Raw genomic sequence first — 24,779 nt, forward strand, 5'->3', positions numbered from 1 at the left:
ATAGCATGGAAGAGTTAATGATGAGCAAACAAAAAGTCGCCCTAATTACTGGTATTACAGGCCAAGACGGATCTTATTTGGCTGAATTCTTATTAGAAAAAAGTTATATCGTTCACGGCATCAAGCGACGTGCCTCTTCTTTTAATACCGATCGTATTGATCATATCTACCAAGATCCACATCTCAATCACCCAGATTTAATATTGCACTACGGTGATTTAACTGATACTACTAATCTAGTGCGCATAATTATGCAAACACAACCCGATGAAATCTACAACTTGGGCGCGCAGTCTCATGTGGCGGTGTCGTTTGAGTCTCCAGAATACACGGCCGATGTCGATGCAATAGGTCCATTGCGCATGCTTGAGGCAATTCGTATTTTGGGTTTAGAAAAGAAAACCCGCTTTTATCAAGCATCTACTTCTGAGTTGTATGGTTTGGTACAAGCAATCCCGCAAAAGGAAACTACCCCTTTTTATCCCAGAAGTCCCTATGCAGTTGCGAAGATGTACGCCTACTGGATTACTGTGAACTATCGTGAGGCTTATGGCATTTACGCTTGTAACGGTATTTTGTTTAACCATGAATCCAAGCGCCGCGGTGAGACTTTTGTGACGCGTAAGGTGACTCGTGGCCTTGCCAATATTGCACAAGGTTTGGAGAAGTGTCTGTACATGGGTAACATCGACGCACTACGCGACTGGGGTCACGCTAAAGATTATGTGCGTATGCAGTGGCTCATGCTCCAGCAAGATAAGCCAGAAGACTTTGTAATTGCGACAGGTGTGCAATTCACTGTACGGGAATTTATTATGCGTAGTGCAAAGCAATTGGGCATAACTTTAAAGTTTGAAGGCTCTGCTGAAAATGAAAAAGCGACTGTTGCTGCAATTGATGGTGATAAAGCGCCTGCACTCAAAGTGGGTGATGTGATTGTGCAAATTGATCCACGTTACTACCGTCCCGCTGAAGTAGAAACCCTCTTGGGTGATCCAACTAAAGCTAAAGAGAAGTTAGGCTGGGTTCCAGAAATCACACTCGATCAAATGATCGTAGAAATGGTGGCTAACGACTTAGATCAGGCTAAGCAGCACGCTTTATTACAACAGCATGGTTACTCAGTGCCTGTTGGTAAAGAGAATTAAACCTTCCAAGACCAAACTAGAAGTTAGATAAGCTAAAAGATAAAGAAATTATTTAGATGCCCTTAGATTTAAATCAAAAAATATATGTAGCTGGCCACCGCGGTATGGTAGGTTTTTCTATTGTGCGCAATCTTCGAGCTAAGGGTTATCAAAATATTATCACACGCACTCATGCTGAGTTAGAGCTCACCAATCAAGCTGCCGTAGCAGATTTTTTTCAATCTGAAAAGCCCGATCAAGTCTATTTAGCAGCTGCTAAGGTAGGCGGTATTTATGCGAATAATACTTTTCCAGCTGAATTTATTTACGACAACTTGATGGTGCAAAACAATGTCATTCATCAGGCATTTGTTAATGGCGTTAAAAAATTGCTCTTTTTAGGTTCAAGCTGTATTTATCCGAGATTGGCACCGCAGCCAATGAGTGAAGATGCCCTCTTAACGGGTAAGCTCGAGCCAACCAATGAGCCCTATGCCATTGCAAAAATTGCTGGCATCAAGATGTGTGAGAGTTACAATCGCCAATATGGCAAGTCACACGGCGTAGATTATCGCTCAGTCATGCCCACCAATTTATATGGTCCAGGGGATAACTATCACCCAGAAAATAGCCATGTGATTCCGGCCTTGATTAGGCGTTTGCATGAAGCAAAGTTAGATAATGCCCCAGAGGTAGTCATTTGGGGTACTGGCACCCCACGCCGTGAATTTCTCTATGTGGACGATATGGCTGCTGCCTCCGTTTTTGTTATGGAGCTGGATAAATCTATATATGACGAGAATACAGATCCTATGCAAAGTCATATTAATGTCGGCTTTGGGTCAGATGTGACGATTGCTGAGTTAGTTCATGCTGTAGCTATTGCAACGGACTATCAGGGGGAAATTACTTTTGATAAATCAAAGCCTGACGGTGCACCCCGTAAGTGGATGAGTTCAGAGCTATTAAATCAGTTAGGTTGGAAGCCGCAAGTTCAACTAGACCAGGGTCTGAAGAATGCCTATGCGCAAATGGTGACCCAAGCAGACTTTACCGCAAGCCAAGCCCGATAGCGATGAGACTGGCCTTGAACGGTACTTCAGTAAAGCCAGATTGGCTTGGTGGCGGATTGATTTTTTTCAATGTTGTATTGCTGGCAATTTGGGCTATTAAAGATACGATTGCATTACGTAACATCGTGTTGGTGCTTGGGACGATTGTATCCATCATATACATTGTTAATCGCTGGCGCACAGGAAGTTTAAAAAGACAACTCCAGTCGGTACATGTGCTACCCCTGATTTTTACTGGATTGATATTTGCTTGGGTGGTGATTCATTTCTTTTTCTTTTCGCAAGATCCAATCAGCCAGCTTCAGGAGCTTAAAAGCACATGGTTGCGAGTGGTGTTAGCTTCAATTTTGGCTTGGGGTACGGGCTTAGTGATTTTGCGTAAACCCATCTGGATACATTATTTATGGCTTGGAATCCTCTTGGGAATTATGGCTGTCTATGCCCAATATATCCCAAAAGCGTTAGCAAAAAATGCGCTTTTTGTACCCGACTATCATGGCTACCTTTTTGAAGGCAAGATTAATGGCGTTCTGGTGGGAACCTTGCTTATTGCTGGGCTTACAGGAACAGTGCTCGATCTTTTTAGGCGTCAGCAGTTAACAGCACATAAGTGGGTATTGCTTTTTTGGTTTCTGGGCGTGGTAATCACCTTGTATTCCTACGTTTTTATTTATGACACCCGCAATGGCTTTGGTTTGGCAGCCATCTTATTTGCCACACTTATTATGAGCGGGGGGTTATGGGTTGTTAAAAAGATTATTACCAAAGGTGCCACTAAAGAGCTGGCTATTGTGATCATTTTTATTGTTGGATTAGCAATCCTGGCTTCGATATTTACCTATCATCAGATACAGAGAAATACGGGTTGGCTCACATTAGTTGAAGACGCGAAAATTGCAGTTCAAGTAGATCGATTCCCACAGTGGCAACACTCTAATATTAATGGTGAGGTGCCCAAAACAGACACAGGACGTGCTGTAGTTGGCAATACGTATGAGCGGGTGGCATGGGCAGTCGTAGGAGTGAGATTGATTGGTCGGCATCCTTTAGGAACTGGCGTTCTCTATATCTCGTTCAATAAACTATTGCTGATAGACTATCCTGGTGCAACACCCTATGCGACTCACAGTGGCTGGATTGATTTAACTTTATCCCTTGGTGTTCCTGCGCTCTTACTTATGTGGGGTATTTTAATTAGTGTTTTTTACTTAAGCACCAAATCTAAAGGTCCATTTAGAGTAACTGTACCAATTATGGCCGGAATGATTTTTTTGCTTTATCTTGTTGGTGAGCTCAATGGCAAGCATGCTGTGGAAATTTTATTTTATTGGTTTGCGATTTTGACAGCATTGCAATTGCCTCAAGCTTCAAAAATCGATCATCGATAGTTAAATAAAAAGCATACTTTCAATATGAATATTCTGTTCTGTTAACAGGTGGCCTCAGGTTTATTGGAAGTCATATAGCAGCCGTTCTTTCTGGTGAAGGTCATTCTGTGGTGAATATTGACAATCTTTGCAAGAGATCGCGACTATCTCTCGATAGTTTAGAGATTGTTACGGGTAAAAAATTACCTTTTTATCAAGGGGATGATCGAGATCAATCTTGACGAAAAAGTATTTTATAAGACCATCAGATTGAGTGCGTTATTCATTTTGCGGGTTTAAAGTCCGTCGTTGAATCAGGTGCTGACCCTCTTAAATGCTTTGATAATAATGTCGGCGGATCAATTGCTCTCATCGAAGCAATGCAGACTATGAATGTTAAAAAGTTGATCTTTAGTTCAAGCGCTACTGTTTATGGTGAACCACAATACTTGCCGTACGATGAAGAGCATCCTTTGGATGCTATGAAGAATTATAGCAGAACCAAATTACAAGTCGAAGAAATTTTGCAAGACTTATCCAAGTCTGATCCGGAATGGTCGATTGTTTGCTTGCGTTACTTCAACTCCATTGGCGCACATGAGTCAGGGTTAATAGGTGAGCTACCTCAAGGCATCCCTAATTACCTCATGCCTTATATTTGCCAGGTAGTTTCTGGAAAACTGCCGCATCTCAATATTGTTGGTGACGATTACGATACGAAAGATGGCACAGGTGAGCGCGACTATATTCATGCAATGGATCTGGCTGAAGGACATGCAGAAGCCTTGGCTTTTACTAATAAGCACAAAGGTTGGGAAGCCATTCATCTCGGAACTGGCAATCCCTATAGCGTTGATGACTTGATTAGCGCTTTTGAAAAGTTTGCAAAGCAAGCAATATCAAAGATAGTAAAAGAACGCAGGAGCGGAGACCTACCTATTGACTTCGCCAAGGCAGATAAGGTATTAGCTGTTTTAGGTTGGCAAGCTAAGCGGGATTTGCAGTCAATGTGTGACAGCTCATGGAATTATCAAGTGCAGCTTCAAAAGTTAATTAAGTAATTTTTCAGAATTGATTGCGGATACTTTGGATAAACAATAGTATGCATGCACGGATCATTCAAAGTTCATTTTTTTATTGGCAGATCGAGGTTTTCGGTTAGTCATTAGCTTTGTATTAGGTGTATTGATTGCACGCTTCTATGGACTTGAAGAATTTGGACAGCTCAATTACGTTTTAGCTACGGCAAGTGTATTTGGAAGCTTATCTTCCCTAGGATTGGAAGATATAGTGCCTAGAGATATGGCAACATTCAATCAACAAGGCCTATCTCGCGACGATATTGAAAAAACAGCATTCATACTGAGGCTTGTTGGCGGTGCTGCTTATATATTGGTAATTGGACTGATATTTTATGAATCTGGAACATCGCAGATCTTCTTGATTGCTCGCCCTATGTCTACCAATTCAGGCTGGAGATGTATATGAGTATCGTCTTAGGGTTGAAGATGAATTCTCTAAGATAGCCCTAAGTAGAAGTGTGGCAGCATTTTTAGCGAATATATTCAAGACACTTGTCCTCGTATTCTCATTGCCTATAGACTATATGACTGTGGCGCTGACAAGCGAATTCTTGATGACTGCCACTTTCTTTAAATTATTTTTGAAGAAAAAAGGATTTTTATCAGGTTCATTTCGGTTTGATTACGCAAAAAATCTATTGTTAAGTTCATGGAAGATGATTTTTTCTGGTCTTCCGATTACGTTTCAAGCTCGAGTTGAATATTTGTTCATTGATCCGCTGTCCATGAAGTACAAATTCAAGCAAGCTTATTCACGCAAAAATTTCTAGGGTGGCAAGATGTGGGTCGGTACTCTGCAGCACTCAAGATTTTTGAAATCATAGATGTAGTCTGCGTCATTTTAGTGACCGTTTTAATGCCTAAGCTAGCTTCACTGATGAATTCTGAGAATGATTTGATTGATAGAAGACGTACATATTTTATTGGTTTTATTATCTATTGCTTGTTGATTCCAGTAATAATTTTCTTGACGACTGTTTTCATTTGCCTACATGGGGCACAGTATGCTGAAGCAGCAGCCTTATTGCCCTGGTTATTTTTAAGACCGCTTTTTGGAATGCTAGGCTCAGTTCGTAATATGTTTCTTATTTTGGAGGGTAATTATTGGTATCCGGCCCTATCTTCATTATGTAGTCTTATTATTAGTGTGATTGCTGGTTATAGTTTGATACGGTTTATATAGAGCCGTGGCCTCTAGCATGTTAGAGGCTATTTACTTTAACGGTGCTCACGGATTTATTGTTTTACAGAAAAAACTCGTCTGCAGTATTTACATGTTTTTATGAGTTCTCGCACTTTCATAATCTCATTCGTCAATATCGTCGAGGCTAGCCATGAAAGTTCTACTTTATTGGCACGATATTTATTTGCCCTATTCGGATTATTGAATAAGAGGATTTTCTGCCGATATAAGAATGAGCCAAATTTGTATTGTTGGTCCCAATGAGCATGAAGCTGATTCGATCTACTCTGGATCTGAGAATCATCAATCTTTTTTAGAAAAAGTTATCTTCAAAAAGATCAAAACATATTCATTGAGGAAGAAGTGGGGTCCGATCGCAGAATTGAAGAAATGCATTCAAGAATTTAGACCTAATTGCATCATGGTGCTCGATGAAGCTTTCTCTGTAAATGTCTTGAATGCTGCCATAGCCAACTATTTGGCTAAAAATAATACAACTGTGCTGTTTTATAGTTTTGAAAATATTAAACCAATCCCGCCATTTCAGTTTCTTACGGAGAATTTCTCCTTAGAGAGCATCTGGGTGTTTATCAGAAAAACAATTCGGTATTTGCTTGCAGACGCTCTATGACAACCCATGCGAACTCGCTTGGTAAGTGGTGGGCTTGCTTGTTATCAAGAGAGTTTGGATGTGGTTCACCAGTTTGGCCGGAAACCTAAAGTCAATATCTGTTGGTGGGGATTAGATCTCAATCCATTTTTGCACTTAAGTAGCGCACACCACTCTAGCTTGCAAAATTCTCAAAATAAGTCCCATGAATCACCAAATATTATTGGATATGTTGGTCGCTTTATTGCGGAAAAAGGTATTTTTGATTTGCTTGATGCGCTTGTCAAACTAGATAAGAGCTATCGTCTAATCCTTGTGGGTAGTGGCCCGTTAGAGGCTCAATTAAGAGATTGTATTAAGGATGTAAATTTGCAAGATAGAGTGGAGATACTCTCTCCAAAAGTACGTGATGAATTGGCTAGGCTATATGCTAGTTTTGATGTGCTTGTTTTTCCCTCAAGAACAGATTATTTTTGGAAGGAGCAGTACGGCAGAGTCCTGGTGGAGGCGATGGCTTGTGGAGCTCCAGTAGTAGGCAGTCAGTCTAGGGCATTACCCATTGGTAATTGGCGACTCATCGCGATGCTTTGCCGAAGGAAAGTTCGTGCAGATGGCTGGGGTTATCCAGTCTACGATTGCTGCATTTCAGTCTGGCAATGTCGCAGTTGAGCGTATCGCTCTGATTGATAGAGTAAAGCTAGGTGGAATTGATCAGTTTGTGAGCGTATTCCTTATGCTGCATCATGAGCTCAGTGCTGATCAATATTCAGGCGGGTAAGAGTTTTAAATGAAATCATTTTTTCCTTATCACCGTCGTCATCGATTGGCTATTGCTAGATTCTTTCTGCAGGATTTGTACTATTGGTTATGTGCAAGCCTATTTAGGCGAAACATTGCTTTGCCTAAGGCTTTGAATCGAATTTTACTAGTAAATCCAGCTCATTTAGGTGATGTTGTTATTAGTACAGCAATTTTAAGGGAGTTAAGGAATCAATTTCCAAAATGGGTAATTGATTTTTTTAGTTGGCGATTGGGCTTCTCCATTAGTTCAGGGGTATCCAGGTATTAATCGAGTATTTTTCATTAGTCATTGGCAAGCCAATAGGGCTAGTGAGTCCCTGTCTAGTAAGAAAATTAAATATCAATATCAAGCAACCCAAGTAATGGATATTTTAAAAAATCAAAAATATGATGCCATTTTCGTTTTAAATTCTTATGAACCCTCATTTAAATAGGATCACTCCAATCGAGAAAATCCCTTGTGAGTGAAAGAAATAATTGCTAATGAGAATGCTCGATCCTAGAATTTTTTGTGAACGAGTTAAAAAATAAAGCCCTAAAAAAGATACAGTTAGTGCCCATCCTCCCCTTAGGAGAGTAAAATCATAATCAATGTAGATAAGTGGTAAAAATAGAGTAAATGCTAAAAGTTTCTGACAGCATAATCGAGTAATTATAAAAAGCTAGACAAACATTCCAGCGGCACTAAGCGCTAAAACAGCGCGATCATTAGATAAAAATATTGTGAAAATGCTTACCAAGAAATACTAAGCTCAATCTCGTGAATACTGAATGATGCTGTCGGTCTCTAACATAGGGCTAATTCTTGAAGACCACCAGACATCAGCTATGTCATCTCGCGCAATGCCCATTGAGCGTAGGGCAGTAAATCCAATGAGTATAAAACTCAAAACAGACGGCTTTCCATTTTTTGGCTAGGTCGTAGATAGAAGAATACTCTAAAAGAGATTGAGAGGAAAAATAGACAGAACAGTCCAAATGATTGGCAAAATTACGCAGAAAATTAACTACAGCATGCATCTAAAAAAGGTTTTAATTGGAAGATAGAGGATATGAATTTATTAGCGTGAATTTAGTATTATCTAACAACTAGGCTTTGTGCGATAATGTTTGATTGAAAAATATAGCTACATTGTTGAATTAATTATCATGAATCTAGATCCATATTCAGACGGCATAGTAAATATAACTAAGCAGACGATCGAATTTGGGCTTTGTATGCGTCCATCCCTTAAATGGACTTGAATACTTCTATTTTTAGCCTTTTGGGCCGCCTGTGGCGTCACATTACTCTTAGGCGTCGTAAGCAGTTCGTTTTGTTGCTACTTTTAATGTTACTTGCTTCGTTTGCGGAGATCCTCAGCATAGGTACAATTTTACCATTTCTTGGAGTTTTAACAGCACCCGAGCGTATTTTTGAGGCTCCCTCAGCCCAATTCATGATTCAGTATTTAGGATTATTCGAGCCTAAGCAGTTGCTATTACCACTTACTATTGCTTTTATTTTGTCGGTTTTAATGGCAGGAACCATGCGGTTAATGTTGCTTTGGGCGAGCACTAGATTATCTTTTGCTACAGGCGCAGATCTTAGTATTGATATCTATAGAAGAACACTTTATCAACCATACTCTATCCATTGCGCACGAAACAGTAGTGAGGTCATTAATGGCATTTCAGGCAAGGCCAATGGAGTTATTTACAGTGTTGTTTTTCCGGCTTTGACTTTAATTAGCTCTAGCGTCATGCTTATTGCGATTTTGATTACCTTATTAATGTTAGAGCCCGTTATCGCGCTTATTGCTTTTGGTGGCTTTGGATTTATTTATCTAGCTATCGTCCGCCTTACCCGCAAACAATTGATGCTTGATAGTGAGTGTATTGCTCGTGAATCGACTCAAGTGATCAAAGCACTTCAAGAGGGGTTAGGCGGTATACGTGATGTCCTCATAGATGGCAGTCAAGAGATTTATAGCGAAATTTATCGCCGAGCTGATGCCCTGCTTCGTAGGGCACAAGGTAATAGTTTATTCATTGGCTTTAGCCCACGTTACGGAATGGAAGCTTTAGGTATGGTGCTTATATCCACACTTGCTTATATGCTAGCTCAGCAGGTTGATGGTATTGCAAAAACTATTCCCCTCTTGGGCGCCCTTGCGCTTGGTGCGCAAAGATTGTTGCCGGTCTTGCAGCAAGCTTACGGGTCTTGGGCTCAAATGAGTAGTGGAAAAGCTTCATTGGTAGATACTCTCGAGTTACTAGATCAGCCGATGCCTTTAAATGCCTATGATAACAATACAAAATTACCATTTAATCAATGCATGGCTCTCAAGCAGATTGAGTTTCGCTATGGTTCTTATGAGCCCAATGTTCTCAATAAAATTGATCTCATAATCCCCAAAGGAAGTCGAGTCGGGTTTATTGGGACCACGGGAAGTGGAAAGAGTACTTTGTTGGACATTTTAATGGGTTTACTTCAACCGACCAATGGCTTAATAGAAATAGATGGAGCGCCGATTACGTTTAGCAATGCTCGGGCTTGGCAGGCTCACATTGCTCATGTCCCGCAAACAATTTTTTTGATTGATAGCACCATTGAGGAAAATATTGCTTTCGGCATTCCAAAAAATCTCATTGATCATTCTCAAGTTAGAGCCTCTGCTCAACGTGCTCAAATTGCCGATACTATTGAAAATTGGCCAAATCAATACTCAACTGTTGTTGGAGAGCGGGGTATACGCCTGTCTGGTGGTCAGCGACAGCGAATAGGAATCGCTCGGGCACTCTATAAGAAAGCGGACGTTATCATTTTTGATGAGGCTACCAGTGCCTTAGATGGAGAAACGGAGAGGGCTGTGATGCATTCTATTGAAAACCTCAGTCATGAGACAACCATATTGATTATTGCTCATCGCCTTACAACTTTAAAAGACTGCACCCAAATTGTAGAGTTGATTGATGGCAATATTAAAAGTATTGGAAAATTTCAAGATTTCGTGAATCGATCGACATAGCTTATGCCTTTAAAAAAAAATAACACAACTATTCTTATCACTGGCGCTGATGGTTTTATAGGCTCTCATCTTGTTGAGGCTTTAGTGCGTTTAGGTTTTCAGGTACGCGCGTTTGTAATGTACAACTCTTTCAATTCTTGGGGCTGGTTGGATCATTGCGCTACTGATCTTAAAGGTCAGTTTGAGGTTTTTGCTGGAGATATTCGCGATCCACATGGAGTGAAAAAGGCCATGACTGGGTGCGATGCTGTATTGCATTTAGCAGCGTTGATTGCAATTCCATATTCTTATCATTCGCCAGATACATATGTGGATACAAATATTAAGGGCACACTTAATGTTCTACAGGCAGCTCGAGAATTAGGCATTAAGAGGATTATTCATACCTCAACAAGCGAGGTATATGGTACGGCGTGTTTTGTGCCGATCACGGAAGATCATCCTTTGCAAGGGCAGTCACCATACTCTGCAACAAAGATTGCTGCAGATCAGATGGCTTATTCATTTTATAGTTCGTTTGATATGCCAGTTGTAATTGTGAGGCCCTTCAATACTTATGGGCCACGACAGTCTGCTCGTGCCGTTATTCCCACTATCATTACCCAGATCGCAAGTGGTATGCGTCGAATTAAATTAGGTGCAGTTTCACCCACTCGCGATTTCAATTATGTTTTAGATACCGTGGCTGGTTTTATTGCTGTGCTAACCTCTGATGGTGGTTTAGGGGAAGTTGTGAATTTAGGTAGTAATTTTGAAATTTCAATCGGCGAAACCGTTCAGCTGATTTCTGATGTTATGAATATTGAGATCGACATTATTGCCGATGAAGTACGCTTACGGCCAGAAAATTCTGAGGTAGAGCGCCTATGGGCTGACAACTCTAAAGCAAAACGACTGTTTGGATGGCATCCGAGATACGGGGGGGGGTCAGGCTTTAAGCAAGGATTGGTCGAAACTGTTGAGTGGTTTACCGAGCCTGAAAATTTGCATCGGTATAAGTCTGATATTTATAATGTTTAGATGTACAAGAGTATCCAAGATATTCTCCCTAACCAGGTGGTCGAGGCTATTCGGTCTGTGGCTGGGGATGAAGTTGCTGCGCTTCATGAACCTAGTTTTGATGGAAATGAATGGCTCTATCTTAAACAGTGTCTTGACTCCACATTTGTCTCGTCAGTCGGCAAGTTTGTTGATCGCTTTGAGAAAGATTTATCAAAATTTACCGGTGCAAAACATGTGGTGGCTGTAGTTAACGGTACTTCTGCTTTACATATCGCTTTAAAGTTGGCGGGTGTAAAAGCTGGTGACGAAGTACTGATACCAGCACTTACTTTCATTGCCACTGCTAACGCTGTTACTTACTGTAATGCAATCCCACATTTTGTAGATAGTGAAATTGGCACATTAGGTGTGGATGCAATTAAATTACGTAATTATCTAATTGACTATACCGATCAACGATCAGGTCTATGTATTAATCGTTATACCGGAAGAGTGATCCGCGCTCTTGTACCTATGCATACATTTGGCCATCCGGTAGATATTGATGGCTTACTCAGAGTGGCAAGTGATTTTAATATTGCCATGATTGAGGATGCTGCTGAATCGCTAGGTAGTTACTACCATGGAAAACATACCGGTACATTTGGAATTTTGGGGACGCTGAGCTTCAATGGCAACAAAACTATTACTACAGGTGGAGGTGGTGCAATATTGACTAATGACGCTGATCTTGCGTGCCGTGCTAAACATCTAACAACTACCGCTAAATTGGCGCATTTATGGGAATTTTCTCATGATGAGGTTGGTTATAACTACCGAATGCCAAATTTGAATGCTGCCTTAGGTTGTGCTCAGTTGGAGAGGTTGCCTTTTAAACTTGCAGCTAAAAGAGCGTTGTATGAGCGTTATCAAAATGCTTTTGCAAAAGTAGCGGGCATTAAATTAATGGCTGAACCCTCTAAATGCCATAGTAATTATTGGCTTCAAACATTATTGCTTGACTCTGAAAATTCAAACATGCGTGATTCCATATTGAAGGCAACAAATGATGCAGGCTTTATGACACGACCTGCTTGGACTTTGATGCATGAGCTTGCCCCTTACAAAGAATGTCCTCGCATGGATTTGTCTATGGCACAGACTTTAGCAAAGTGCTTAATTAATATTCCAAGTAGCGCAGGTTTGGTTGTGGATCAATTATGACTAAACCAAGTTTGATTTTGATAGGTGCTGGGGGTCATTCCGATTCATGTATTGATGTGGTTGAAGAGCACAATATCTTTCAGATTGCTGGTCTGATTGGATTGCCACATGAGCGGTATGAACAGCGCTTGGGTTATACTGTTGTTGGTACAGATAAGGATTTGCCATCTCTTGCAAAAATATATGACTATGCAGTGATTGCCACAGGTCAGATTCAGAATTCATCTTGCCGCATACGCCTTTTTCAGCAGGTTACGCAACTCGGCTTTAAGTTACCCACCATAATTGCACCTAGTGCTTATGTGTCACGCCACGCCACCATTGCATTGGGTACGATAATCATGCATAGAGCTGTAGTGAATGCTGGTGTAAGCATTGGAGCTAATTGCATTATTAATAGTTGCGCTCTGCTTGAGCATGACGTAAGTGTTGAAGACCATTGCCATATTTCGACCGGTGCAATTTTAAACGGGGGGGTGGCAATTGGGTCTGGAAGTTTTGTAGGAAGTGCTAGCGTTATTAAGCAAGGGGTTAAAATAGGCAAGAATTGTCTTATAGGCATGGGCTTATCAGTTCGACATGACCTCATTAGCCAAGCAAAATTTTTAGGCGACTAGCATCATGATTCACAAAACTCTTATTATTGCTGAAGCAGGTGTTAATCATAATGGCGACATTAATTTGGCAAAGCAACTGATCGATGAGGCTGCATTTGCAGGTGCTGATGTAGTGAAATTTCAAACCTTTAGCGCTAGTCGTCAAGTTACTCAAACAGCTAAAAAAGCTGATTACCAAATTCAAACGACTGGTGATACAGAGTCTCAATATGAAATGCTAAGGAGGTTGGAATTGTCATCAGCAATGCATCTTAATCTTATTGAACACTGTCAAAAACGTAACATTGGATTCTTATCGACGGGATTTGATATTGAAAGCGTGGATTTACTTTTAAGCTTTGGGCTTGAGCTTTTTAAGATTCCATCTGGTGAGATTACTAACTTGCCGTATCTGCGTCATATCGGTCAATTAGGTAAGAAGGTTATCCTATCAACTGGTATGTCGACCTTAGGCGATATTGAGTCGGCTATTGATGTGCTTGAGCATGCTGGTACTCATCGAAAAAATTTCACTTTATTACATTGCACTACTGAGTATCCAACACCTATGTGCGAGGTGAACTTGCGAGCTATGCAAAGTATGCAAGCAGCATTTAATGCTAATGTAGGATATTCTGATCATTCGGAGGGTATAGAAGTTTCGATTGCCGCTGTTGCTTTGGGCGCCTCTGTGATTGAGAAGCACTTTACTGTAGATCGCAATCTACAGGGGCCAGATCATAAAGCTAGCCTTGAGCCGTGCCAGTTAAAGGCTATGGTTGATGCTATTCGAAATATAGAGATAGCTTTGGGTGATGGGGTAAAGCGTCTAACTACAAGTGAAATTAAAAATAAGTCAATGGCGCGCAAATCTTTGGTTGCTAGATGTGCAATTAAAGCTGGGGAGGAATTTAGCGTTAAGAATACAACCACTAAGAGGCCTGGCACTGGTATCTCACCCATGAGATGGAGTGAGGTAATGGGTGAGATTGCGCGACGAAATTTCATGGTTGATGAAATGATAGAATTATGAAAAAGATTTGCGTCATTACAGGTACTCGTGCTGAATATGGTTTGCTACGTTGGGTAATGCAGGGTATCAAAGATGAGCCTACTCTAGCGCTACAGGTTATCGTTACTGGCATGCATCTTTCTCCTGAGTTTGGTCTGACTTACAAAGTCATTGAGCAAGACGGTTTTAAAATTGACCGCAAAATTGAAATGCTAACTAGTTCTGATACCCCTGTTGGGGTCGCCAAATCTATGGGTCTTGGCATGATTAGTTTTGCAGATGCATTGCATGAGATGAAGCCGGATTTGATTGCGGTGCTTGGCGATCGTTTTGAAATATTTTCTGCAGTTTCAGCAGCATTGATAGCGTGCATACCAGTAGCACACCTGCATGGAGGTGAGACTACGGAGGGTGCTTTTGATGAGTCGCTGAGACATTCAATCACTAAGATGTCGCATTTGCATTTTGTGGCAGCGGAAGCATATCGTTGGCGAGTAACTCAATTAGGCGAATCACCAGATAGAGTATTTTTAGTTGGTGGATTAGGTGTTGATAACATTAAGCGAATGAGGCTGCTGGATAGATCTGCCTTGGAGGACTCGCTTGAATTTAAATTGGGCATTAAGAATTTATTGATTACTTTTCACTCTACAACGTTAGAAACAGCTTCGGCTGAAAAGCAAATGCAAAGTTTGCTTGATGCTCTTGATGTGATTAAAGATGTCCACCTGATTTTCACTATGCCCAATGCAGATGTTGATGGTCGTGTGCTAATTGATATGATTCAAGGATTTGTTGATAGACGACCTAATGCCCGTGCATATAAGTCATTGGGGCAATTAAGGTACCTTTCCTGTATTGCTCATGTGGACGGTGTAGTTGGAAACTCATCTAGCGGTCTGACAGAGGTACCAAGTTTTCAGAAGGGCACCATTAATATCGGTGATAGGCAACGTGGTCGCCTGCAAGCCGCTAGCGTTATTAATTGTGAGTCGACGAAAGATAGCATAATTAGCGCATTAACACGACTCTACTCTAATGAGTTTCAAGCAAATTTGCTCAATGCAATCAATCCATATGGCGAGGGTGGAGCAAGCACTAAGATCGTAGAAGTGCTTAAAAATTTCCCCATTAATAGTTCTACTAAAAAGACTTTTTATGACTTACCGATTGTTTATAGCGATAAAGGTGTTGCATGAACTCTTCTAATCAACTTTGGCGTAGCGCAATATTATTAAGTAATGCGACTATCGCAGAAGCTATCCGCAATCTAAATGAAGTATCTATAAAAATTGTTTTGGTTGTTAACGAGACTGGCGTTTTAGAGGGCACCATATCTGATGGAGATATTCGTCGAGGCTTGCTCAAGGGGCTTGATTTAGAAAGTTCTATTTCAACAATCGTACATAGAAATGCATTTGTGGTACCTCCAGAATTTGAGCGCGAGCTAGTCATGCAATTAATGGTTGCAAATAAGATTCAGCAAATTCCTGTGGTTGATAGTAACCATCGAATCGTAGATTTGCATATATGGGATGAGATTACTCTACCAACTGCTCGGCCTAACTTAATGGTAATTATGGCTGGGGGTATGGGCACAAGGCTTCGCCCGCATACTAATAACTGCCCAAAACCTCTATTAGAGGTTGCCGGTAAACCAATGCTAGAGCACATTATGGATCGTGCTAAGTTGGAGGGATTTAACCATTTCATACTTACAATTCATTATCTAGGTGAGATGATTGAGGATTATTTTGGAAATGGTGAGCATTTAGGTGTTCGAATTGACTATCTACGTGAGAACTCTCCATTAGGTACTGCTGGTGCATTGAGCTTACTTAAGCCGATACCAGACAGCCCATTTGTCGTTGCTAATGGTGATGTTATAACGGATATACGCTATGGAGGGTTACTTGACTTTCATGTTCGGCATGGTGCCGCTGCCACTATGGCTGTCCGAACATATGAGTGGCAACATCCCTTTGGGGTAGTTAACACAGATGGTGTTGAAATTATTGGGTTTGAAGAAAAGCCCGTAGCTCGAAGTCATATTAATGCAGGAGTTTACGTTCTTGACCCAATTACTCTAAATACCTTAACTGAAAATGTACGTTGCGATATGCCTACGTTATTTGAACGTTTGCAAGTGAATGCTCAACGTATAGTCGCATATCCAATGCATGAGCCATGGCTAGATGTTGGTAGACCAGATGATTTAAAGCAGGCCAATATAAATAATCAAATTTAATTAAAAAGATAGATTTCAGATGGGAAAAATTAAATACCCAAAAGCTGTTGATTTGAAGAGTTTTGCTAAAGATGCTGAAAATCCAGCGGCTTTATACGGATTGCCTTCGACTGTTGCCTATTGCAAGACGTGTGTAATATCTAATCAGCGACCAAACTCTGCGGTTGAATATCAACATACTAAAGATAGTAAAAAAGTAACTATAAATTTTGATGAAAACGGTATTTGCGATGCCTGCAATTTTACGGAGCGTAAGCGTCATGTTATAGACTGGGACGAGCGCGAGAAGCAGTTGCGTGAACTTTGTGATAAACATCGAAAGCATGATGGATCGTACGATTGCATCGTACCTGGATCAGGCGGTAAAGATAGTTTTTATGCTTCACATATTTTAAAAACAAAATATGGTATGCACCCGCTTACTGTAACCTGGGCCCCACATGTATATACACAGTGGGGCTGGAAAAATTTTCAATCTTGGATTCAAGCTGGACATGATAATTTCTTAATGACTCCAAATGGACGCATACATCGTTTATTAACTAGGCTTTCAACGGAGTTACTTTTTCACCCATTTCAGGCTTTTATGTTTGGTCAAAAGGCTTTGGCTCCTAAAATGGCGCTGTTGTTCAACATACCCTTAGTTTTTTATGGTGAGAATGAGGCTGAATATGGAAACCCAATTGGTGATACTGAAACTGCAAAGCGTGATTGGTCTTATTTCACCTCTGATGATCAATCAAAAATTCATCTAGGCGGTGTATCAATAGCTGACTTGAAGTCACATTTTGGTGTAGATCAAAATGATCTTCAGCCCTATTTGCCTGCTGATCCCAATCAAATATTAGAAAAAAACGTTGAGGTCCATTATCTTGGATACTATTTAAAATGGCATCCGCAGTCTTGTTATTACTACGCAGTTGAGTATGGGGGCTTTCAAGCATCTCCTGAGCGAACGCCAGGCACTTATTCAAAATATAATAGTATCGATGATCGAATTGATGATTTACATTATTTGACCACTGGTATTAAGTTCGGTCTTGGGCGTGCTAGTTACGATGCGGCACAAGAAATTCGTTCTGGTGATATCACCAGAGAAGAAGGGGTCGCGTTGGTAAAGCGTTTTGATCATGAGTACCCAGAACGCTTTATTGATGAAATGTTTTCTTATTTGAGTCTAAGTGAGAATGAATTTCCTCAGGCAAGTAAGATGTTCGAAAATCCCACAATGAACAAAGAGTACTTCCGCTTGCTCACTGATCAGTTCAGATCTCCTCATCTCTGGTATGTCGAGGATGGTGTTTGGAAATTACGCCATCCCTTGCTGGATAAGGCTTAGGGAATAGGTGTGCATGAGAAATATTCGCCTAATCGCCCGCCTTGATATCAAAGGTCCAAATCTAATCAAGGGAATCCACCTAGAAGGGTTGCGTGTTATGGGTTCGCCCAATGAGTATGCCATGCGTTATTACCTCCAAGGTATTGATGAGTTGATTTACATGGATTGCGTTGCAAGCTTATATGGTCGAAATCATCTGGGAGATATAGTTAAAGACGCTGCAAAAAATATTTTTGTACCTATGACAGTTGGTGGTGGTATTCGCTCTATCAATGATGCCACTGAAATTTTACGTGCAGGTGCCGATAAGGTGGCCATCAATACTGCAGCGGTAAATAATCCAAAACTTATTACTGATGTTGCTCGTCGTTTTGGCAGTCAATGTATGGTTTTATCTATAGAGGCCAAGCAAGTAGGCCCAGATCGTTGGGAGGTCTATACGGATAATGGACGTGAACATACTGGTTGTGATGTTATTGAATGGGTTAAGCGTGGTGTCGCTATGGGCGCTGGTGAGATATTGTTGACTTCAGTGGATAGAGAGGGAACTCGTAAGGGTTTTGATATTGCATTAGTTGCAGCGGTAACCTCGGAGGTTTCTGTGCCAGTAATCGCTAGTGGTGGCATGGGAAAACCAGAGGACTTGCTGACAGTTGTTAATGAAGGTGGTGCCGATGCAGTTGCTATGGCTGACATACTGCACTATGATCGGGCGGAAATTGCTGACATTAGACGACTTGCTCAGAATTCAGGATTTGGAGTGAGGAATTATGAATACCCCTGAGATAGTAGTGATTGATTATGGCGTTGGAAATTTGCTTAGTGTTCAGCGTGGATTTGAATATTGTGGTGCAAATGTAGTTCTGACGGCTGATCCAAAAAAAATTCTCTCAGCAGAGAGGGTTGTTTTACCTGGGGTTGGGGCTTTTGCTAATGCGATGTTGGCCTTAGAAAGATTGGGTTTAGTCGATGTTATTCGGGAGCTTTCGGATCGTAAAACACCTGTGCTTGGTATTTGCCTTGGGATGCAACTTTTGCTTGATGAGAGTGACGAATTTGGGGTTACTAAAGGCTTAGGGTTAATCCCTGGACGGGTTATTGCAGTACCAGATAGAGGGTTATCCGGTAAATTACAAAAAATTCCCCATATTGGATGGGGTGCATTACATAAGTCAGAACGAGATGTGGGCTGGCAGGATACTTTGCTGAAAGATAATTACCAAGGTGACGCCGCTTATTTTGTGCATAGTTTCATGGCGTCACCCAAAAATAAATCTCATCGCATTGCAGATTGCTTTTACGGCGGTCATCGTATATCTGCAGTGATAGGTAGGGATAATATTATTGGTTGTCAGTTCCATCCAGAAAAAAGTGGGGCAGTGGGTTTAAAGATTTTGAGAAGGTTTTGCATTGATTAATCGCATCCTTATTGTTGGATATGGCAGTATTGGTAAGCGTCATTTACGAGTTGCTAGAGAGTTGATGCCACTTGCTGATATTCGCATATTGAGACATCAGACTACAGATGAGAATCCTGAATATGCTAATGGGTGTTTTTCTTCGATTGAAGATGTGATTCGCTTTAACCCTCAAGTGGCAGTGATTGCAAATCCAGCATCATTTCATATTGAGACTGCACTAGCCTTGGTAGTTTTGGGAACACATCTGCTGATAGAGAAGCCACTATCAGCATCCTTGATTGGTGTTAAGGAACTAATAGCAATTTGTAAAGAACGACAGGTTTATTTATTTACGGGATATAATCTTAGGTTTTTGCCTTCACTACAACGATTTAAGTTGTTAGTGGATGAGGGGGTTGTAGGAAGAGTTTTATCTGTGCGCTGCGAAATGGGTCAGTATTTACCATCCTGGCGTCCTGACAGGGATTATCGGCAAACGGTATCTGCTAAGCATGAATTAGGTGGCGGTGTTTTATTGGAACTGAGTCACGAACTTGATTACCTTCGTTGGATATTTGGCGAAATTTGCTGGATAAGTGCCATGATCAGCCGTCAGAGTGGTTTAGAAATAAATGTCGAAGATACTGCTCACTTAACAGTTGGCTTTAATCCTTCGTCTGATGGGCGGCAACTTATTGGCGCTATTGACCTAGATTTTATTCGTCACGATACTACAAGGATATGTACCGCAATCGGTGAAAAAGGGAGCCTACGTTGGAATGGATTAACAGGAGAGGTTTTACTTTACAAGGCGGGAGCTAGTAATTGGGATAAGTTATTCCAGTACTCATCTAATCGCGATGAAAGTTATATTGCTGAATGGCAAAATTTCATAGATTGTGTAGTTGGCGATAAATCACCATTTATTTCTGGCGAAGATGGTTTGGAGGTGCTTAAGATTATCGAGGGCGCTAAGCGCTCCTCTGAGTTAGGCGGTGTGATTTTTGAGTTAAGCGATCTTCGGGCGTATGAGGTCGGCTCATGAATCCGATTGCTTTTATTTTTGCAAGAGCGGGATCTAAAGGTTTGCCTGGGAAAAATATCAGGCAGCTAGCTGGCAAACCTTTAATTGCATGGTCTATTGAGCAAGCTTTAGCTGTAAAGCGCATCAAGCAAGTGATTGTTTCTACGGATTCACCAGAAATTGCTGAAGTTGCATTGCAGTATGGGGCCAAAGTACCATTTATTCGCCCCGCAGAATTTTCTCAGGATGAGAGCCCAGAGTGGCTGGCATGGAAGCACGCTCTTAATCATCTTTATCAAACATCTAAAGAATTACCAGATGTGATGATTTCAGTGCCAGTCACAGCACCTTTGCGGATACCGCAAGATATCGAAAACTGCCTTAATGTTTACGAGCAGGGTGAAGTAGATGTTGTGATTACGGTTGCTAACGCCCATAGAAGTCCATATTTTAATATGGTAACAAAAAATCCAGATAATACAGTTGAGCTCGTTATACCATGGTCTTCATCCATAGTGCGCCGTCAAGATGCTCCGACTGTATATGATATGACAACAGTTTGTTATGCGGCTAGTCCAAAGTTTGTTTTGAATAATAATTCTATTTTTGAAGGGCGGGTTAAGTCTACATTGGTACCTATTGAGCGCTCTATTGATATAGACACGATCTATGATTTCAAAATTGCTGAATTGCTTATGAAGGAAAGATTAAGTAATCAAGGAAAAGATTATGCATAAGATGGATATGGAATTTAGGGCTTGCGAGTCCTGCGGCGGCACTAATTTTGACTTGATCTGGAAGAATAGTGCGCAGGTCACCAGGGTAAATGGAGAATGGCAATTTCCGATAAATACAGTTTTATGTCGAAATTGCGGGTTTTGTTTTTCCTCTCCTGCTCCCTCTAAAAGTTCTTTAGAGAAATATTATTCAAATGGATATTCTGGATGCAAGAGTATTGGATTGCCCTACTCGATAGGGGCTAGAGTTCAAATATTAAAAAAATATGCCGCTCCAGATGGAGTTTTTGCTGAAGTAGGCGGGGATGAGCCAGGAGACTTTCATAAAGCATGTGCTAGCCTTTTTAAAACACAGCTTGTAATCGATATAAGTAATGATATTGATTCAAAATTGAGAAGTGTAAAGAATTTAGAAGGTGAATCAGTTGATGTGTTAGCTCATTATGATGTTCTTGAACACGTATTAGATATAAAAGATTTTTTAGGCGAGTGTTTAAGGGTACTCAAACCGAGTGGAATTATGATCTGTGAGGTACCAAATTTACGGCTATATCCTCGTAATTTACTGATGCTTGAGTGTGAGCATGTGAATCATTTTTCTGTCAATACATTAAGTAATATTGCAAGAGAAATTGGATTTACTCTCATTGAAGTTTCTCACAAATGCAGTAGAAGCTTTGGGTTTCTTGCGGTATTTTGTAAACAACCCGAAAAAAACGCTGTTAGTTATGATCATACTGTAGAGTATATTGATGCACTTGCATGCTTAAGAGGTGGCATGGACCAAATAGAATTGATGTTGAGTAATGTCAAAAAACTGACTGAGAAAATAAACACCTTAAGTCTTGAAAATAAGAAAATGACATTGTGGGGTGTTACTGAGATATTAAGGCGAATACTTGAAGTTATGAAACTTCCAAAAGGTGCGATTATTGTTGATTCAGATCCGAGAAGAAAGGGGTTTCTTCTAAATGAAGGTATAGAAGTATTCGAGCCAAAAAACGTAATTGAACATATAGCAACCAGTGATTTGATTATTATATGTGCTCCTAGATACAAGTCAGAAATAATTGATTGGATTTTTAAAAAAAGCGGGAAGCAAATTTCATCAGATAATATCGTTGTACTTGGTGAAAGTTTATCTGGTGAGTCACTGCTGTGAGTAATATTGGATTACAAAAAACGGTAGTTATTGTAGGCGCATATTCCAGCATTGGTCATGATATTTCCCAAAAATTTATTAATTCTGGTTTTGAAGTCTTCGGTACATATTCTAGTGGCAGAAAAAAAACTCCAAATAATATGCCTTCAAGTTTTTACCTAGATCTTTCTAGTGAAGATAGCATAGAAAAATTTACTACTAATCTTAAAAAAGTTTGTAAAAAAATTGATGTTTTAATATTTCTCGCAGGAATTTTGCCTGGTAAAAGTCTAGAGAAATATACTTTCGCTGAAGTTGATAATGTGATGAGTATTAATTTTAGCGGTCAGGTTAAAGTGCTTTCAAAACTAGTTCCGATGCTATCCAATCAAGCTTGCATTTTGATGTTTTCATCAATTTCTGCTAGACGGGGAAGTTTTGATCCAATATATGCTGCCTCAAAAGGGGCATTACTATCATTTGTCAAGTCTATGTCATCTAAGTTGCCAATGGGGGTCAGAATTAATGCATTAGCTCCAGGTTTGATTGAGGGTAGTTCTATGTATATGGCTATGGATCCTATAGTTCAAGAGAGGCATAAAATGCAGTCAAATTCAAAAAATCTTCTCTCAATGCAAGATTTATCTGAAATAGTGTTTGATATTAGCCAGTTAAAATGGACGCATTTGAATGGCGCATGTATTGATCTAAATGGGGGAGCTTATGTCTAAGGGTTTGAGACAAAATAATCAGTCTACAAAAGATCAGATAATAGCAAAATTGCATGAGGTTTATTACTCTATTGTAGAGCCAACACGCTTAAAAATAGAAAGACTTAGAAGCGAGCATTTGTATAAAAACCATAATGAAAAGCCTTTAGTAAGTATATGTGTACCAACTTACAATAGGGCTGACATTCTCATCGAGCGAGCAGTCAAGACGGCATTATCTCAATCATATAAAAATATTGAACTGATAATAGTCGGAGACCATTGCACAGATAATACAGCGGAACTTTTGTCGAAAGTACAGGACCCGAGGTTAAGATTTTATAATTTACCGACCCGTCATAGAAAATACCCAAAAAATATAGAAAACCATTGGTTTGTTGGGGGTGCGGTTCCGACTAATGAAGCGATGCGTCTTGCGAATGGAACTTGGATTGCTAGGCTTGATGACGATGATACTTGGACAGATGATCACATCGAAAAGTTACTACATTTTGCCCTTAAAGGTGATTATGAATTTGTTTCTGGCTTGTATGCCGAAGAGCGTTTTGGAGTTCGTAAGGTTGTTGATGGCGTGCATGCATTAGACGAATATTTTACGAGAAGTAAGAAAGAAAATTATAAGAATAGTCCGAAAATAGGAGGTGTTTCTACGTGGTTAAAGAGGACTTATCTTCGTTTCATGGAATATAATATTGATTGCTGGCGCAAAGATTGGAATCGCGTATGGGATATTGATTTAGCGTTGAGAATATATGATTCAGGTGCACGTATAGGTTTTTGTGATGAGGTTTTAGCCTATGTTCTGCCAAGGCCTGGAGAAACTTCAGTGGGCCTAGAGGCCTACAAACTTACAGAAAAGGAAAAGATGGATCACTATGCCTTCGGTGATCAAAGAATTTAGTTTAGTTAGTACTGATGCCTGAAATTCCTAGGATCAATAACATTTAAACGTTTAAAAAAATTTATGGATGCTAGTAGGTTAAAAAAAAATAGAGTAGCAGTGATTGGATGTGGAATCTTTGGTACAGAAATTGCCATCGCATTGAGTCAATCAGGTTTTTCAGTTTCGATTATTGAAAGTAAGAGCCAAATTTTAGGTGGCGCAACTGGTAACAATCTGAACAGATTGCATATTGGCTTCCATTATCCACGTGACTTAGAAACCGCTAAGCAAGCATATCAATGTTATGAAGAATTTAGAAAAAAATATTCCTCATGCGTTAGCACAGACTTTTTGAATTCATATTTTATTGCCAATGAAGGATCTTTAACTAGTCCTCAACATTTCTTCGAATTTTGCAGGGAATTAGGTGCGCCATACGAAATTATAAATTCCACAGAGTTCCCTCTTCAAATTATTGGAGCGGATAAAGGAATAATTTGCGAAGAGAGCGTTTACGACTTTGAATCAATGCGTAACCTGATATACGAACGGTTTAAAGAGAATCAGATGCAGCTCATAATCGGGAATAGAGTTGATCGCTTATCTAAAGTTGACAACTCATATATACTTGAGTTGTCCAATAGCGAAATTCTTAATGCTGATGTTGTAATAAATACAACCTATGCCGATATTAATAGGCTAACCATCCAATGTGGATTTGAATTGGATGAGATGCAGTATGAATACACTGTAATTCCGATAATTGAAGCTGAAATTCCACGTGTTGGAGTTACGATTATGGACGGTCCTTTTACATCAATACTTCCAAGGGGATCTTCAGGAGAATTTTTGCTGTACCACGTTGATCATTCAGTGTTGGCTAGAGAGGTAGGTTGCCAAGTTAATGCTAATTGGTTATCGCCGGAAACTGGACCATTTTTTTCAGTAAACAAGCAAGAATATTTTTTAAAAATGATCGAATTATGTAGTAAATTTATTCCAGCGTTAAAAAGTGCAAAAGTATGTGGATATTTAGAGGGGCCTAGGATTGTGCAATCGAAGAAAGAAAGCACTGATGCTAGGCCAAGCGTCGTAAAGTTTAGTAATGATAATAGTTATATTTCAATTCTTTCTGGAAAGGTTGATAGCAGTATTTGGGTTGCTAGAAATATAAGAGATCGGCTTTTAGGGGAAAGCTCATGAGATTGG

The 24,779-nt window shown here is 40.2% G+C and carries 23 protein-coding genes and 1 pseudogene; all 24 read left to right on the plus strand.

Annotated features, from left to right (window positions below):
- The first annotated feature begins 17 nt into the window (after positions 1 to 17).
- Entirely contained in the window at positions 18 to 1,148 is a 1,131-nt protein-coding gene (gene gmd / locus DXE31_RS05315; protein ID WP_114698664.1) for a GDP-mannose 4,6-dehydratase, read from the plus strand.
- A 56-nt stretch (positions 1,149 to 1,204) separates the two neighbouring features.
- Positions 1,205 to 2,200, plus strand: a complete 996-nt coding sequence (locus DXE31_RS05320; RefSeq protein ID WP_114698076.1) for a GDP-L-fucose synthase family protein — start codon at positions 1,205 to 1,207, stop codon at positions 2,198 to 2,200.
- Positions 2,201 to 2,214: 14 nt separating this feature from the next.
- Positions 2,215 to 3,588: a hypothetical protein gene (locus tag DXE31_RS05325; protein WP_231969391.1), complete on the plus strand. Its 1,374-nt coding sequence runs from the start codon at positions 2,215 to 2,217 to the stop codon at positions 3,586 to 3,588.
- 38 nt (positions 3,589 to 3,626) lie between these two features.
- Positions 3,627 to 4,628: pseudogene (gene galE / locus DXE31_RS05330) on the plus strand (UDP-glucose 4-epimerase GalE).
- A gap of 76 nt (positions 4,629 to 4,704) precedes the next feature.
- Complete coding sequence (locus DXE31_RS05335) at positions 4,705 to 5,055, plus strand: MATE family efflux transporter (protein ID WP_114698078.1); 351 nt, start codon at positions 4,705 to 4,707, stop codon at positions 5,053 to 5,055.
- Between the two features lie 1,009 nt (positions 5,056 to 6,064).
- Positions 6,065 to 6,463, plus strand: coding sequence for a hypothetical protein (locus DXE31_RS05350; RefSeq protein WP_114698081.1), 399 nt, complete (start codon positions 6,065 to 6,067; stop codon positions 6,461 to 6,463).
- A 6-nt stretch (positions 6,464 to 6,469) separates the two neighbouring features.
- The gene (locus tag DXE31_RS05355) at positions 6,470 to 7,111 is read left to right on the plus strand and encodes a glycosyltransferase (RefSeq protein WP_114698082.1); all 642 of its coding nucleotides are present in this window, start codon (positions 6,470 to 6,472) and stop codon (positions 7,109 to 7,111) included.
- Between the two features lie 341 nt (positions 7,112 to 7,452).
- Complete coding sequence (locus DXE31_RS05360) at positions 7,453 to 7,677, plus strand: hypothetical protein (protein ID WP_114698083.1); 225 nt, start codon at positions 7,453 to 7,455, stop codon at positions 7,675 to 7,677.
- An 807-nt stretch (positions 7,678 to 8,484) separates the two neighbouring features.
- A complete protein-coding gene (locus tag DXE31_RS05365; protein ID WP_231969392.1) occupies positions 8,485 to 10,254 on the plus strand; it encodes an ABC transporter ATP-binding protein in 1,770 nt (589 codons plus the stop codon).
- Between the two features lie 3 nt (positions 10,255 to 10,257).
- Entirely contained in the window at positions 10,258 to 11,274 is a 1,017-nt protein-coding gene (locus tag DXE31_RS05370) for an NAD-dependent 4,6-dehydratase LegB (RefSeq protein ID WP_114698085.1), read from the plus strand.
- Positions 11,275 to 12,459 (plus strand): LegC family aminotransferase, encoded by a 1,185-nt coding sequence (locus DXE31_RS05375; RefSeq protein ID WP_197712152.1) that lies wholly within the window; start codon positions 11,275 to 11,277, stop codon positions 12,457 to 12,459.
- Positions 12,456 to 13,076, plus strand: a complete 621-nt coding sequence (locus DXE31_RS05380) for a NeuD/PglB/VioB family sugar acetyltransferase (protein ID WP_114698086.1) — start codon at positions 12,456 to 12,458, stop codon at positions 13,074 to 13,076. Before DXE31_RS05375 ends, DXE31_RS05380 begins: the two co-directional genes overlap by 4 nt.
- 4 nt (positions 13,077 to 13,080) lie before the next feature.
- Positions 13,081 to 14,088, plus strand: a complete 1,008-nt coding sequence (gene neuB, locus DXE31_RS05385) for an N-acetylneuraminate synthase (RefSeq protein ID WP_269460587.1) — start codon at positions 13,081 to 13,083, stop codon at positions 14,086 to 14,088.
- Entirely contained in the window at positions 14,085 to 15,266 is a 1,182-nt protein-coding gene (gene neuC, locus DXE31_RS05390) for a UDP-N-acetylglucosamine 2-epimerase (protein ID WP_197712153.1), read from the plus strand. The genes neuB and neuC overlap by 4 nt, the downstream gene beginning before the upstream one ends.
- A complete protein-coding gene (locus DXE31_RS05395; protein WP_114698088.1) occupies positions 15,263 to 16,315 on the plus strand; it encodes a nucleotidyltransferase family protein in 1,053 nt (350 codons plus the stop codon). Before neuC ends, DXE31_RS05395 begins: the two co-directional genes overlap by 4 nt.
- A gap of 19 nt (positions 16,316 to 16,334) precedes the next feature.
- Positions 16,335 to 17,654, plus strand: coding sequence for an N-acetyl sugar amidotransferase (locus DXE31_RS05400; RefSeq protein ID WP_114698089.1), 1,320 nt, complete (start codon positions 16,335 to 16,337; stop codon positions 17,652 to 17,654).
- A gap of 13 nt (positions 17,655 to 17,667) precedes the next feature.
- On the plus strand, positions 17,668 to 18,438 hold the full coding sequence (gene hisF, locus DXE31_RS05405) for an imidazole glycerol phosphate synthase subunit HisF (RefSeq protein WP_114698090.1): 771 nt from the start codon (positions 17,668 to 17,670) through the stop codon (positions 18,436 to 18,438).
- Complete coding sequence (hisH, locus tag DXE31_RS05410; protein WP_114698091.1) at positions 18,425 to 19,072, plus strand: imidazole glycerol phosphate synthase subunit HisH; 648 nt, start codon at positions 18,425 to 18,427, stop codon at positions 19,070 to 19,072. The genes hisF and hisH overlap by 14 nt, the downstream gene beginning before the upstream one ends.
- Positions 19,065 to 20,099, plus strand: a complete 1,035-nt coding sequence (locus DXE31_RS05415; protein ID WP_114698092.1) for a Gfo/Idh/MocA family protein — start codon at positions 19,065 to 19,067, stop codon at positions 20,097 to 20,099. The genes hisH and DXE31_RS05415 overlap by 8 nt, the downstream gene beginning before the upstream one ends.
- Positions 20,096 to 20,815 (plus strand): acylneuraminate cytidylyltransferase family protein, encoded by a 720-nt coding sequence (locus tag DXE31_RS05420; RefSeq protein ID WP_114698093.1) that lies wholly within the window; start codon positions 20,096 to 20,098, stop codon positions 20,813 to 20,815. The genes DXE31_RS05415 and DXE31_RS05420 overlap by 4 nt, the downstream gene beginning before the upstream one ends.
- Positions 20,808 to 21,977, plus strand: a complete 1,170-nt coding sequence (locus tag DXE31_RS05425) for a methyltransferase domain-containing protein (RefSeq protein WP_114698094.1) — start codon at positions 20,808 to 20,810, stop codon at positions 21,975 to 21,977. The genes DXE31_RS05420 and DXE31_RS05425 overlap by 8 nt, the downstream gene beginning before the upstream one ends.
- Complete coding sequence (locus DXE31_RS05430) at positions 21,974 to 22,687, plus strand: SDR family oxidoreductase (protein WP_114698095.1); 714 nt, start codon at positions 21,974 to 21,976, stop codon at positions 22,685 to 22,687. Before DXE31_RS05425 ends, DXE31_RS05430 begins: the two co-directional genes overlap by 4 nt.
- Positions 22,680 to 23,588, plus strand: a complete 909-nt coding sequence (locus DXE31_RS05435) for a glycosyltransferase family 2 protein (RefSeq protein ID WP_162785539.1) — start codon at positions 22,680 to 22,682, stop codon at positions 23,586 to 23,588. The genes DXE31_RS05430 and DXE31_RS05435 overlap by 8 nt, the downstream gene beginning before the upstream one ends.
- Before the next feature lie 63 nt (positions 23,589 to 23,651).
- On the plus strand, positions 23,652 to 24,773 hold the full coding sequence (locus DXE31_RS05440) for an FAD-dependent oxidoreductase (protein WP_114698097.1): 1,122 nt from the start codon (positions 23,652 to 23,654) through the stop codon (positions 24,771 to 24,773).
- Positions 24,774 to 24,779: the final 6 nt, after the last annotated feature.

Origin of the sequence: Polynucleobacter necessarius (assembly GCF_900095185.1) — a bacterium.
In the GTDB taxonomy this organism is placed as follows: Bacteria; Pseudomonadota; Gammaproteobacteria; order Burkholderiales; family Burkholderiaceae; genus Polynucleobacter.